Here is a 12,712-nt window from a genome sequence, read left to right as displayed (position 1 = left end):
CGCGGTGCCGCTCCCCACGCCGCACGCTGCCGGTCTCCCGGCCCACGACCTCGACGACGGAGGCGCAACCCCCATGACCCGACAGGACGCCCGAACCCGAGCTGCCGCCCCGGGCGGCGAGCCGTCCGAGACCGCCATCGCCGTCGACCGGCTGGTCACGAACGGGCTCAAGGCACTCGCCGACTACGAGGAACTGACGCAGGAGCAAGTCGACCACATCGTCAAGAAGGCGTCGGTCGCCGCCCTCGACCAGCACACCGCGCTCGCACGACTCGCGGTGGAGGAGACCGGACGCGGCGTGTTCGAGGACAAGGCCGCCAAGAACATGTTCGCGTGCGAGCACGTCACGCACAGCATGGGCCGGATGAAGACCGTCGGGGTCATCGCCCGCGACGACATCGAGGACATGGTCGAGATCGCCGAACCGGTGGGGGTGGTGTGCGCCATCACGCCCGTCACCAACCCGACCTCCACCACGATCTTCAAGGCGCTGATGGCGCTGAAGACCCGTAACCCGGTCGTCTTCGCCTTCCACCCCTCGGCCCAGCGCTGCAGCGCCGAGGCCGCTCGCATCGTGCGGGACGCGGCCGTCACCGCGGGCGCGCCGGAGCAGTGCATCCAGTGGATCGAGACCCCGTCGGTCGAGGCCACCGGCACGCTGATGCACCACCCGGGCGTCTCGCTGATCCTCGCCACCGGCGGCAACGCCATGGTCAAGGCCGCCTACTCGGCGGGCAAGCCCGCCCTGGGCGTGGGCGCGGGCAACGTCCCCGCGTACGTGCACAAGAGCGCCAAGCTACGCCGGGCCGTCAACGACCTGGTGCTGTCCAAGTCGTTCGACAACGGGATGATCTGCGCCTCCGAACAGGCCGTCATCCTCGACGACGAGATCTACGACACCGCCCTGGCCGAGTTCCGCACGCTGCACGCCCACCTGGCGACCGCCGAGGAGAAGTCGAAGCTGGAGGCGTTCCTGTTCCCCTCCGGCCGGGCGGGCGCGGGCTGCGAGCCCAAGGTCAACGCCACGGCCGTAGGTCGGAGCCCGGCGTGGATCGCCGAGCAGGCCGGCTTCACCGTGCCCGAGGACACCTCCGTCATCCTGGTCGAGGCCGAGCGCGTCGGCCCGGACGAGCCGCTGACCCGCGAGAAGCTCTGCCCGGTCCTCGCCGTCCTGCGCGCGGGCTCCGAGCAGCAGGGCTTCGACCTGGCCGCCGACATGGTCGCCTTCCACGGCCAGGGCCACAGCGCCGTCATCCACACCGAGGACCGGGCGCTGGCGGAGGCGTACGGAAAGCGCATCAAGACCGTGCGGATCATCGTCAACGCACCCTCCTCGCAGGGCGCCATCGGCGGCGTCTACAACAGCCTCCTGCCTTCCCTGACGCTCGGCTGCGGCTCCTGGGGCAGCACGTCGGTGTCCAACAACGTCTCCGCCGCCCAGCTGCTGAACGTCAAGCGGGTTGGCACGCGCCGCAACAACCTGCAGTGGTTCAAGGTCCCGCCGAAGATCTACTTCGAGCCGCAGGCCATCCGCTACCTCGCCTCCATGCCGGACGTCCACCGCGTCACGATCGTCACCGACGCGACCATGACCCGCCTCGGCTTCGTCGACCGCGTCGACCGCGTCCTCAAGCGCCGTCCCGAGCCCGTGACACTACAGATCATCGACAACGTCGAACCGGAACCCAGCATCGGCTCCGTGCAGCGCGGCGCCCGCCTCATGCGGGACTTCCGCCCGGACACGATCATCGCGCTCGGCGGCGGCTCACCCATGGACGCGGCCAAGGTGATGTGGCTGCTCTACGAGCACCCGGACATCGACTTCGCCGACATGCGGCACAAGTTCTCCGACATCCGCAAGCGCGCCTTCCGCTTCCCGACGCTGGGCAGCCGGGCCCGCCTGGTGTGCGTGCCCACCACCTCCGGTACCGGCGCCGAGGTCACGCCCTTCGCCGTCATCTCCGACCCGGCCACGGGCAAGAAGTACCCGCTGGCCGACTACGCGCTCACCCCCAGCGTGGCCATCATCGACCCCCTCCTCACCACCGCCCTGCCCCCGGCCCTGGCCGCCGACAGCGGCTTCGACGCGCTCACCCACGCCATCGAGGCGTACGTGTCCGTCTACGCCAACGACTTCACCGACGGGCTGGCGCTGCACGCGATCCGGCTGATCTTCGACCACCTCGAAGCGGCGGTGAACGACCGCGAGGGCTCGGCGGAGGCCCGGGAGAAGATGCACAACGCCGGCACCATCGCGGGCATGGCCTTCGGCAACGCCTTCCTCGGCATCGTCCACGCCATGTCCCACACGCTCGGCGCCACCTTCCACATCGCGCACGGCCGCACCAACGCGGTCCTGCTGCCGCACGTCATCCGCTACAACGGCACCGTCCCGACCAAGCTCACCGGCTGGCCCAAGTACGAGAGCTACCGGGCTCCCGAGCGCTTCCAGGACATCGCCCGCGCCCTCGGCCTTCCCGCCGCCACCCCGCAGGCCGGCGTGGAGTCGCTCGCCCGCTCCGTTGAGCGCCTGCGCCAAGCCGTCGGCATCGAGCCGTCGTTCCAGGCCCTCGGCGTCGACGAGCGCTCCTTCCTCGACGCCCTGCCCCAGCAGGCCATGAACGCCTACGAGGACCAGTGCGCCCCGGCCAACCCGCGGATGCCCATGCTCGACGACATGCAGGAGCTGATGCGAGCGGCCTACTACGGCCCCGTCGGTACACCTGGCGACTAGCCTTCCCTGGTGGGCGCGCAAGCGCCCACCAGGGGAAGGAAGCCGGGCCTGCCGTCTCAGGGCATCAAGGTCCGCCCGACGAGGCGCTCCCTGGCCGCGTCAAGTGCGGCTTGCTGCCCTTCCCGGGCCCCCATGACGCTTCGGTGCCACAAGACGCCGTAGGCGGCCAACACGGCGGTGGACTCCTGTGGGAGAGGCAGGAATTGCGGTTCGCCGCCGTCCACTTGCGACACGGCGACAGCGACGGTGTCCTCGTCGTGGACCCGGTGGAGACGCAGACACCCTGCTTCGGGAAACGCAGCCGTGGCCACCTCGGCGGTAGCCGGTAAACCCTCACGCTGCGCGAGGCTCACCCGGTTCTTGCCCTCGACGGCCGCGTAGAGTGGCAAAGCCCCCACGCGAGCGTACTGTGCCCCGCCACTCGCGTTGATCGCGGCCAAGACAGCCCGGGGATCCCCCCGCAGGTCACGCTCGAACGGTCTGCGCCACAAGCCCCCCACGACGAGTGAGGAGTCGACCTCGGTCCGTGGGCGCTTGTCCGGGCCGGCATGGGCCCGATCGAATCGAACGGCCTGGAAGTCGGCTCCGGGGAGTGCCATGGCCAGGAACTGACAGGGCTCCGGCACCTTACGCCAGGGACCGTCGTGAAAAGTGACCAGGGCTCACATAAGGCGACGGCTGACGCGCCTGCCACCTTCGCCAAGCGGAATAGCCGTCGCCGGCGAGCGATCGGCACTCGCCTCGCGCGTCACCTTCTGCCAGCCAGTCGTCCAACTGCGCTTTGGTCGCGACGAGTTGTGCACAAGTCTGCCTGAGCGCACCTGCGTCCGCCATCCCGCTCCCTCCCCCAACGGTCAGTAGATGCGGGCTACCCCTCCCAGGCAGGTCTCGAACCGGCGTGACCCGCCCGAGGCAGGCGGGGTGCCTGCACCTCAAGCCTGCGGTGCCTCGCCCACGCCGTGCGAGGCAGCGCAGTCACAGCGCCCGCAGCCCGTGCTCCCGGAACTGCTCGCGCACTCGCTCGGTCAGGTCCGGGTCCGGCGCGGGTGTGTCGCGTAGCGGGAAGGGAATCCCCAGCGCGTCGTACTTGTGGGCGCCGAGCTTGTGGAACGGCAGGACGTCCACCCGGTCGACGTTGCCCAGCCCGGCGAGGAACGCGCCGAGTCCGTCGATGGCAGCCGGGTCGTCGGTCCAGCCGGGCACGAGGACGTAACGGATCCACACCGGGACGCCGAGGCGGTCCAGGCGGGTGGCGAAGTTGAGGGTCGGGGAGAGGTCGCCGCCGGTCAGGTTCCGGTAGGTGCGGACGTCGAAGGACTTGATGTCCAGCAGGACCAGGTCGGTGTCGGCGAGCAGCTCGTCGGTTGCGCGGGCGCCGAGGAAGCCGGAGGTGTCGAGTGCGGTGTGCACACCGAGTTCTTTGCAGCGGCGGAAGACCGCGGCCGTGAAGGCCGGCTGCAGCAGCGCCTCGCCGCCCGTGAGCGTCACTCCCCCGCCCGCAGTGGTGATGAAGGCCCGGTACTTCTCGATCTCGGCCATCACCTCGTCGACGGTGGTCTGCTTGCCGTCACGCATGTGCCAGGTGTCCGGGTTGGCGCAGTACAGGCATCGCAGCGGGCAGCCGCTGACGAAGAGGACGAACCGGGTCCCGGGACCGTCCACTCCCGTGGACAGGTCCCAGGAGTGGATGCGGCCCGTCACCGGCTCGGCCGTGGTGCTCACAGCGATCCGTGGAAGGTGCGGCTGATCACGTCGAGCTGCTGCTCGCGGGTCAGGCGGACGAAGTTGACGGCGTATCCGGAGACCCGGACCGTCAGCTCCGGGTACTTCTCCGGGTGTTCCATGGCGTCTTCCAGCGTGGCCCGGTCCAACACGTTGACGTTCATGTGGAAGCCGCCGGAGGCCGTGTACGCGTCGAGAATGCCGGCCAGGTGCGCGGCGCGCTCGGCCGGGTCGTGGCCGAGGCCCTCGGGGGTGATCGTCGTCGTGAGCGAGATGCCGTCGCGGGCCTGCTCGTAGGGCAGCTTGGCGACCGAGAGGGCGGAGGCGGCCACGCCGTGCCGGTCGCGGCCGTTCATCGGGTTGGCGCCGGGCGCGAACGGGGCGCCGGCGCGGCGGCCGTCGGGGGTGTTGCCGGTGTGCTTGCCGTAGACGACGTTCGAGGTGATGGTCAGCACCGACTGGGTGTGCTCGGCATTGCGGTACGTGGGGTGGCGGCGCACCTTCGCCATGAACGACTGGACCAGGTCGGCGGCGAGCGCGTCCGCGCGATCGTCGTTGTTGCCGAACGCCGGGAACTCGCCCTCGACCTCGTAGTCGACGGCCAGCCCGGTGGCATCCCGGATGACCTTCACGCGGGCGTGCTTGACGGCCGAGAGGCTGTCTGTCGCCACCGACAGGCCGGCGATGCCGCACGCCATGAAGCGGTGCACGGGGTAGTCGTGCAGGGCCATCTCGATGCGCTCGTAGGCGTACTTGTCGTGCATGTAGTGGATGACGTTCAGGGCGTTGACGTACGTGGCCGCGAGCCAGTCGAGCATGCGGTCGTATGCCGCCGACAGCTCCTCGTAGTTCAGGTACTCCCCCGTCAGCGCGGGCATCTGCGACGCGATCTGTTCGCCGGTCATCTCGTCCCGGCCGCCGTTGATCGCGTACAGCAGGGCCTTGGCCAGGTTGACGCGGGCTCCGAAGAACTGCATCTGCTTGCCGACCGCCATGGCGGAGACACAGCAGGCGATCGCGGTGTCGTCTCCGGTGCGCGGCCGCATGAGGTCGTCGGACTCGTACTGGATGGCGCTGGTGTCGATGGAGACCTGGGCGCAGAACTGCTTGAAGCCCTCGGGCAGCCGTGGCGACCACAGGACGGTCAGGTTGGGCTCGGGGGCCGGGCCCAGGTTGTACAGGGTCTGCAGGAAACGGAAGGAGGTGCGGGTGACCAGCGGCCGGCCGTCGGTGCCGATGCCGCCGATGGACTCCGTCACCCAGGTCGGGTCGCCGGAGAAGAGGGCGTCGTACTCGGGGGTGCGCAGGAACCGTACGATCCGCAGCTTGATCACGAAGTCGTCGATCAGCTCCTGGGCGCGGGTCTCGTCGATGGTGCCCTCGTCCAGGTCACGCTGGAGGTAGACGTCCAGGAAGGTGGAGGTGCGGCCCAGCGACATCGCGGCGCCGTTCTGCTCCTTCACCGCGGCCAGGAAGCCGAGGTAGAGCCACTGGACGGCCTCGTGGGCGGTGGCGGCGGGTCGGGAGACGTCGCAGTGGTACGAGGCCGCCATCTGGGTCAGTTCGCCCAACGCCCGGATCTGCTCCGCCAGTTCCTCGCGGTCGCGGATGACGTCGGGGCTGGACGGCCTCCCGTCGAGAAGGGCCCGCTCAGCCCGCTTCGCGTCGATCAGGCGGCCCGTTCCGTACAGTGCGACGCGACGGTAGTCGCCGATGATCCGGCCCCGACCGTAGGCGTCCGGCAGGCCGGTGATGATCCCCGCCTTGCGGGCGGCACGCATCTCGGAGGTGTAGGCGTCGAACACGCCGTCGTTGTGGGTCTTGCGGTAGGTGCCGAAGACCCGCGTGACGAAGGGGTCGGCTTGGTAGCCGTACGCCTTCAGCCCGTTCTCCACCATCCGCAGACCGCCGTTCGGCATGATGGCCCGCCGCAAGGGGGCGTCGGTCTGCAGGCCGACGATCAACTCGCGGTCGCGGTCGATGAAGCCCGGCCGGTGCGAGGTGATGGTGGACGGGGTGCCCGGGTCGGCGTCGAGGATGCCCCGGCGCCGCTCCTCGGGGAACAGACGAGCGACCTTGCCCCAGACGGCGAGCGTGCGACCGGTCGGCCCGGCCAGAAACGTCGAATCGCCTTCGTAGGGCGTGTAGTTCGCCTGGATGAAGTCACGCACGTCGACCTGGTCCCGCCAGCAGGTACCGGCGAAGCCTCGCCACGCCTCGGTCGCCGCCCGTGCTCCAGCTGTCACCGTTGCCGTCATCGCCGGTCTCTCCCTCACTCTGCCCGTGGTACTTCTTCCGCTTTTGATGCTCGTCGCTCGCGATGCCGCCGGGGAGGACCTCTTGGCGTACTTGAGGCGCGCCACCCGTCCCTCTCTTGCCGGGCCGTAGGTCCCGGTCAGGCAAGGCCCCGCTTCTCATCGCCTGGACCAAGGGCGCGCCCGTGGGCTGCCTTGCAGGAACACAAGCAACCGGGGCACCTCCGCCTACGAGCGGAGGTGCCCCGGTCCGACGAGCGCGCCGGCTCTCAGAGCAGCCAGCGGTTGCGGCTGACCAACGGCAGCCGCGCCCATGCCTTGCCCAGGCCCCAGGTGGTGCCGGCGCCCGCGACCGCCAGGGCGATCAGGACGATGGCGTAGATGAGGTGGTAGTCGGCGAACGGGTTGGTCGACATGCTCGCCGAGCCGTCGGAGAGGTGCTTGGCCGGCGGCCACTCGGCGATCCACATCAGCGCCATCATGGCGGTGCCCGCGACCGCCGCGAGCCGCAGGCCGATGCCCGCGATCAGGGCGAGGCCGATGCCGAGCAGGCCCAGCATGAACAGCCAGTCCGCCCAGGCGGCCCCGGCCCAGTCGTGGAACGTGGACTCCATCGGGCCGACAGCGACACCGCCGAGGAAGCCCTTGGTCGGCGAACCGCCGTCGATCCAGCCCCTGCCGGAGCCGGTCGCGTAACCGAAGCCGAACGTCTTGTCCAGGAACGCCCACAGGAAGACGAAGCCGGTCAGGAGACGAAGCCCTGCGAACACGTACGCACGGGTCGCCGTCGCGGCGGCGGTCGTCGTCTCGGCGGAGGCCGGAGCCGTCCCGGCCCTGACCAGGGACGGGAAGCGGAATCCGCGGTACCGGTGGGGGTGGCCGTGCACTGCCATGATGCTCATCCCTTTCGAGGGGGGTACGAGGCGCGGAATGTGGTGGACGACTCTCGTTGCACCTTCAATGTCCCGCGTCGACGACGCCCATCCGAGGGGCTGCAGGGCCTCGGACATAGGGCCGAACGTCCCCCGCCCGGACCCCCGTTGGCAACCGTCAGCCGTTCCAGGCCCAGTCGGCGACCTCCGGCAGGTCGGTGCCGTGGATGCGGATCCAGTCGTGGTGGCGCAGGCGGGCGTCCTCCATCCGTTGGCGTACGGTCGCGGCGCGCACCGCGAGCCCGGGCACGCGGTCGATGACGTCCATGACCAGTCGGTAGCGGTCCATGTCGTTGCGGACGACCATGTCGAACGGCGTGGTCGTGGTCCCGATCTCCTTGTAGCCGCGCACGTGCAGGTTCTTGTGGCCGGTGCGGCGGTAGGCGAGGCGGTGGATCAGCCACGGGTAGCCGTGGTAGGCGAAGATGACCGGCTTGTCGGGGGTGAACAGCCCGTCGTACTCGAAGTCGCTCATGCCGTGCGGGTGCTCCTCGCGCGGCATCAGGCGTGCGATGTCGACAACGTTCACCACCCGGACGGCCAGCTCGGGCAGGTGCCGGCGCAGCAGCTGGGCTGCGGCCAGGACCTCCTGGGTGGGCACGTCACCGGCGCAGGCCAGGACGACGTCGGGCTCGCCGCTGTTCTCCGTGCCCGCCCAGTCCCAGATCCCGGCGCCGCGCGCGCAGTGGACCTTGGCCTGCTCCATCGTGAGCCAGTCGAAGCAGGGCTGTTTGCCGGCCACGACGACGTTGACGTAGTCGCGGCTGCGCAGCACATGGTCCGCCACCGACAGGAGGGTGTTGGTGTCCGGCGGAAGGTAGACGCGTACGACCTCCGGGCTCTTGTTGAGGACGTGGTCGACGAAGCCGGGGTCCTGGTGGGAGAAGCCGTTGTGGTCCTGGCGCCACACGTGCGAGGTGAGCAGATAGTTGAGGGAGGCGATGGGCGCGCGCCAGGGCAGCCGACGGGTGGTGCGCAGCCACTTGATGTGCTGGTTGACCATCGAGTCGACGATGTGCACGAACGCCTCGTAGCAGGAGAACAGCCCGTGCCGACCGGTGAGCAGATACCCCTCCAGCCAGCCCTGGCAGGTGTGTTCGGAGAGAATCTCCATCACCCGGCCGTGCCGGTCGAGGTGTTCGTCCACCTCGAGGGTGCCGGCCTGCCACGCCTTACCGGTGGCCGCGTACACCGCCTGAAGGCGGTTGGAGGCGGTCTCGTCCGGGCCGACCAGGCGGAAGTCGCGCCGGTCGGCCGTGTTCCGCATGACGTCTTCCAGCAAGTCGCCGAGGACGCGGGTGGGCTCGTGCAGGGTGGCGCCGGGTTTGTCCACGGGGACGGCGTACCGCTCCAGCGGGGGCAGGGGCAGTTCGCGCAGCAGGAGTCCGCCGTTGGCGTGCGGGGTCGAGCCGAGCCTTCGGGCGCCGTCCGGGACGCAGGCCAGGACGTCCGGGCGTGGGCGGCCGTGCTCGTCGAACAGTTCCTCGGGGCGGTAGGAGCGTAGCCAGTCCTCCAGCTGACGCAGGTGGTCGGGGTTGTCGCGGACCGCGGCGAGGGGAACTTGATGGGCGCGCCAGGTGCCTTCCACCGGCTGTCCGTCGACCTCCGCCGGGCCGGTCCAGCCCTTGGGGGTGCGCAGCACGATCACCGGCCAGCGGGGGCGTTCGGTTGCTCCGTCCTCGCGTGCGGCGCGTTGGAGGGCGGCGATGCGGTCCAGCGCGGTGTCCATGGCCTCGGCCATCGCCTGGTGGACGGCCGCCGGGTCGTCGCCGGTGACATGGAGCGGGTCGTGACCGTAGCCCCGGAGCAGTTCGTCGAGCTCGGACTCGGGGAGCCGGGCGAGCACCGTCGGGTTCGCGATCTTGTAGCCGTTGAGGTGGAGGATCGGCAGGACGGCGCCGTCGTGGACGGGGTCGAGGAACTTGTTGGAGTGCCAGGACGCGGCCAGCGGACCGGTCTCGGCCTCGCCGTCACCGATCACGCACGTGACCACCAGGCCGGGGTTGTCCAGGGCGGCGCCGTAGGCGTGCGAGAGGGCGTACCCGAGTTCACCGCCCTCGTGGACGGAGCCCGGGGTCTCCGGGGCGACATGGCTGGGCACGCCGCCGGGAAAGGAGAACTGCTTGAACAGCCGGGCCATGCCGTCGGCGTCCCGGGTGATGTCCGGGTAGGTCTCGGTGTACGAGCCTTCCAGCCAGGCGTTGGCGAGGACGGCGGGCCCGCCGTGGCCGGGGCCCCAGATGCACAGGGCGTCCAGCTCGCGATTCTTGATGACGCGGTTGAGGTGGGTGTGGACCAGGTTGAGGCCGGGAGAGGTGCCCCAGTGGCCGAGGAGACGCGGCTTGATGTGCTCGGGGCGCAGTGGTTCGGTCAGCAGGGGGTTGGCCATGAGGTAGATCTGGCCGACGGCCAGGTAGTTCGCGGCGCGCCAGTGGGCATCCAGGGCGTTGAGCTCCTCGTCCGTGAGTACGCCGGGCGCCTGCTGCGTGTCGGCTGGCATGTGGGCTTCCCTTCCGGGTCGGTGCGTCGGTCAGTCGGTGCGCAACGGTCCGCACCTCTCCACTCTCCGCCCACCGGACCGGGGCCCGCCAGGGCCGACCGGGCCATCACTGACCACCGTGCTCGCCATCAGGTCGCCGCCGGCACCAGCACCACCGGGCAGTGGGAGTGGTGCAACAAGACGTGTGCAACCGGACCGAGCCGACCGGTGCGGCGGTGCGCGCCGATGATCACGACGGCGGCCTCGCGAGTGGCCGCCAGCAGGGCGTGGGCCGGACCGGTGCGGACGGTGCGGCTCTCGACGTCGACCTCGGGGTACTCCTCCTTCAGTCGGGCGATGCTGAACCGCGCGACGGCTTCCTCCGCCTGGTCGTTGCGGGCCTGGCGCTGCTGGCCCGGGCTCGTCGCGGGTACCAGCGAGGGCAGTTCGGGTGTGGTGTGCCGGTGGGTCGCGGAGTGCAGAACGCGCAGCCGGGTCCCGCGCCGTTCGGCTTCCTGGAAGGCGTAGGCGGCTGCGTCCGCGTCGGCGTTGCTCTCCAGGCCGAGCAGCGCTTCGCGCCCGTTGTCGCAGGGGTGGTCTCCGCGGACGACGAGCAGCGGACCTTGCGTGTGCGCGGCCAGCCGCAGACTCACCGAGCCGGCCAGCAGGCCGGTGACCCCGCCGAACCCACGGGTGCCCACGACGGTGAGGACGGCTCTCTCGCTCTCCCGCGCCAGCGCCCGCACGGCGCCGTCCTCCACGGCCCGGGTCTCCACCGACAGGCCGGGATGACGCTCGTGAACCCGTGCGGCGGCCGATGCCAGAACCGGTCCCGCCTCGTCGCGGTCGCCCACGGCGTACACGATGCGCAACGCGGTGCCGCGGTGCGCCGCTTGCTCGGCGGCCCAGTCCAGCGCTCGTACGGCGACCAGTGAACCGTCCACACCGACGGCTACATGACGGAGAGTCATCGTCTTGTTCCCTTCTCTTCGTGCGCGGGGTATGCAGTCCTCGTGGGACCGAGGACCGTGGGCAAGCTCGCCGTCGGGACTGGGCTTCGATCCCGCGGCTGCTCCACGCAGGATGCTCGTCGTCCTAGGCCCCTCCGGGGCAGGGGCCGACAGAGCCCATGGACACCCGTACGGCCCAAGTGCCGTCGGGCCAGCCGGTCCCGGACCCGGACGGACGAGAAGAAAAGGAAGGAGCGTTCAGACGGTGAGGTCCACCCCGTACAGAGTGTGTCCGCCGACGAGCTCACGGCCGGTGACCAGTTCGGGCTCGATGCGGACGAAGACCTCCTGCGGCGAGGGCACCCAGGAGACCGGCCCGGTGCGGGCCAGGCGTTCGATCTCGGCGGGGTCGGTCACCGCCATCGCTGCGCCGGTGACGACGACGCTCCAGCCGGAGTGACGGACCGCGTCGACGTCATCAGCCTCGAAGGCGACCACCGCGCCGTCGATCGCGCGGACCAGTTCCGAGGCGGCGGAAGTGCGCAACACCACCGCTCCGCCACTGTCCAGGCTGAAGTTCACCGGCAGCACGGCGGGCAGGGCCTGGCGCGTGTAGACGATGCGGCCGACGGGCACCTTGGCCAGCCGCCGCAGGCACTCCTGCCGCCCGAGTTCGTGGAAACCGTCGTTGGGGTACATCAGCCAGCCCGTCTCTCGCCTGGTAACAGCGGATCTGCGTCATTCCATCCTGAGCCGGATGCGGCCCGGAGGTGAGGGGCCATCGGTCCCGGCCATGCCGGAGAACGACCCGGGTCACGCCGCGCTCGATGGGCCCGCCCGGGCTCTCCTGGGCGTGTGGGTGCCACTCGGGCCAGCCGACCGGATCGCACCGCCAGACAGCCCGGCATATCCACAAAACCCGGCAGTAGGGTCCATCGGCCCCACCCGTGCCTCGCCCTTCCCTGTTGTCTCGGACCATGTCCGATATCGACCCAGGGTCCGCGTCTCATCACACGGAACGCACCGTCGGCGAAACAACCGTCGCGGAGCTGCGCGGCGAGCTCGACATCTTCACCGCGCCGCCCCTCGCGGCCCGGCTGGACGCCCTGACCGCCGGCCCGCACCCCGATCCGGTGCTGGACTGCACTCGACGGCCTTCATCGACTGCGCCGGTCTGGGCGTGCTGTGCCGGGCACGGAACCGAGTCCAAGGCTGGGGCACGAGCGACAGGATCGCGGCGCGGGGTTCGCTGGGCGGACCCCGATGGCTTCGTCCACACCGGCAAGACCTTGGTGGACACCGGTCGAAAGGCCGGGTCCGAAATCGTGGTCCGGACGGACGGCATGGGTGAGATCACCGCTGAGCCGCCGACTCCGACGGAAGCGGCCGTCGAAGCCGGCTTCCTGGCCACCGCGGCCGCGGTGGCGTTCGCAGGATGATCTACGGCGCCGGAGCGCAGACGCCTGATGGCAGTCGGTCCAGGCAACCCGTCGCACGGTGGCGGCTCGACCAGCGGCGCATCGACCAACGGGCCAGGCATCCGGTGCGTCGTCCGCCGGCCCGATGCGCCGTGCAGGATGTCTTGGGGCGGGTTGGCCCTATGGGGGCCACGGCCTGGTTGCCCCTCCCCCACGGTTGGT

9 protein-coding genes are annotated in these 12,712 nt (G+C 70.3%); 2 read left to right on the top strand and 7 right to left on the bottom strand.

The window, feature by feature from the left end; genetic code table 11:
* Nucleotides 1-73: 73 nt before the first annotated feature.
* Nucleotides 74-2,734, top strand: coding sequence for a bifunctional acetaldehyde-CoA/alcohol dehydrogenase (gene adhE / locus QA802_RS34690; RefSeq protein ID WP_334531240.1), 2,661 nt, complete (start codon nt 74-76; stop codon nt 2,732-2,734).
* A 56-nt stretch (nt 2,735-2,790) separates the two neighbouring features.
* Here adhE and QA802_RS34685 read toward each other — a convergent pair whose 3' ends face one another.
* The 7 genes from QA802_RS34685 to QA802_RS34655 form a co-directional block, all read right to left on the bottom strand.
* Nucleotides 2,791-3,174 (bottom strand): hypothetical protein, encoded by a 384-nt coding sequence (locus QA802_RS34685; protein WP_334531237.1) that lies wholly within the window; start codon nt 3,172-3,174, stop codon nt 2,791-2,793.
* 535 nt (nt 3,175-3,709) lie between these two features.
* Nucleotides 3,710-4,456: a pyruvate formate-lyase-activating protein gene (gene pflA, locus QA802_RS34680; RefSeq protein ID WP_334531235.1), complete on the bottom strand. Its 747-nt coding sequence runs from the start codon at nt 4,454-4,456 to the stop codon at nt 3,710-3,712.
* Nucleotides 4,453-6,714, bottom strand: a complete 2,262-nt coding sequence (gene pflB / locus QA802_RS34675; protein ID WP_334531233.1) for a formate C-acetyltransferase — start codon at nt 6,712-6,714, stop codon at nt 4,453-4,455. Before pflB ends, pflA begins: the two co-directional genes overlap by 4 nt.
* A 266-nt stretch (nt 6,715-6,980) precedes the next feature.
* Entirely contained in the window at nt 6,981-7,604 is a 624-nt protein-coding gene (locus tag QA802_RS34670) for a DoxX family membrane protein (RefSeq protein WP_086747366.1), read from the bottom strand.
* Between the two features lie 157 nt (nt 7,605-7,761).
* On the bottom strand, nt 7,762-10,143 hold the full coding sequence (locus QA802_RS34665) for a phosphoketolase family protein (protein ID WP_334531227.1): 2,382 nt from the start codon (nt 10,141-10,143) through the stop codon (nt 7,762-7,764).
* Nucleotides 10,144-10,271: 128 nt separating this feature from the next.
* A complete protein-coding gene (locus QA802_RS34660) occupies nt 10,272-11,093 on the bottom strand; it encodes a universal stress protein (protein ID WP_334531224.1) in 822 nt (273 codons plus the stop codon).
* 237 nt (nt 11,094-11,330) lie between these two features.
* Complete coding sequence (locus QA802_RS34655; protein WP_334531221.1) at nt 11,331-11,771, bottom strand: pyridoxamine 5'-phosphate oxidase family protein; 441 nt, start codon at nt 11,769-11,771, stop codon at nt 11,331-11,333.
* A gap of 278 nt (nt 11,772-12,049) precedes the next feature.
* Between QA802_RS34655 and QA802_RS41765 the strand changes: the two genes are divergently transcribed.
* Nucleotides 12,050-12,511, top strand: a complete 462-nt coding sequence (locus tag QA802_RS41765) for an STAS domain-containing protein (RefSeq protein ID WP_443042219.1) — start codon at nt 12,050-12,052, stop codon at nt 12,509-12,511.
* Nucleotides 12,512-12,712: the final 201 nt, after the last annotated feature.

Source organism: Streptomyces sp. B21-105 (assembly GCF_036898465.1).
Classification (GTDB): Bacteria; Actinomycetota; Actinomycetes; order Streptomycetales; family Streptomycetaceae; genus Streptomyces.
This window is presented reverse-complemented; position numbering and strand designations above follow the sequence as displayed.

Excerpts from the sequence above, each read along its gene's own strand:
- adhE (WP_334531240.1), top strand. The coding sequence starts at position 74 with ATGACCCGACAGGACGCCCGAACCCGAGCTGCCGCCCCGGGCGGCGAG.
- pflB (WP_334531233.1), bottom strand. The coding sequence starts at position 6,714 with ATGACGGCAACGGTGACAGCTGGAGCACGGGCGGCGACCGAGGCGTGG.
- QA802_RS34670 (WP_086747366.1), bottom strand. The coding sequence starts at position 7,604 with ATGGCAGTGCACGGCCACCCCCACCGGTACCGCGGATTCCGCTTCCCG.
- QA802_RS34665 (WP_334531227.1), bottom strand. The coding sequence starts at position 10,143 with ATGCCAGCCGACACGCAGCAGGCGCCCGGCGTACTCACGGACGAGGAG.
- QA802_RS34660 (WP_334531224.1), bottom strand. The coding sequence starts at position 11,093 with ATGACTCTCCGTCATGTAGCCGTCGGTGTGGACGGTTCACTGGTCGCC.
- QA802_RS34655 (WP_334531221.1), bottom strand. The coding sequence starts at position 11,771 with ATGTACCCCAACGACGGTTTCCACGAACTCGGGCGGCAGGAGTGCCTG.
- QA802_RS41765 (WP_443042219.1), top strand. The coding sequence starts at position 12,050 with ATGTCCGATATCGACCCAGGGTCCGCGTCTCATCACACGGAACGCACC.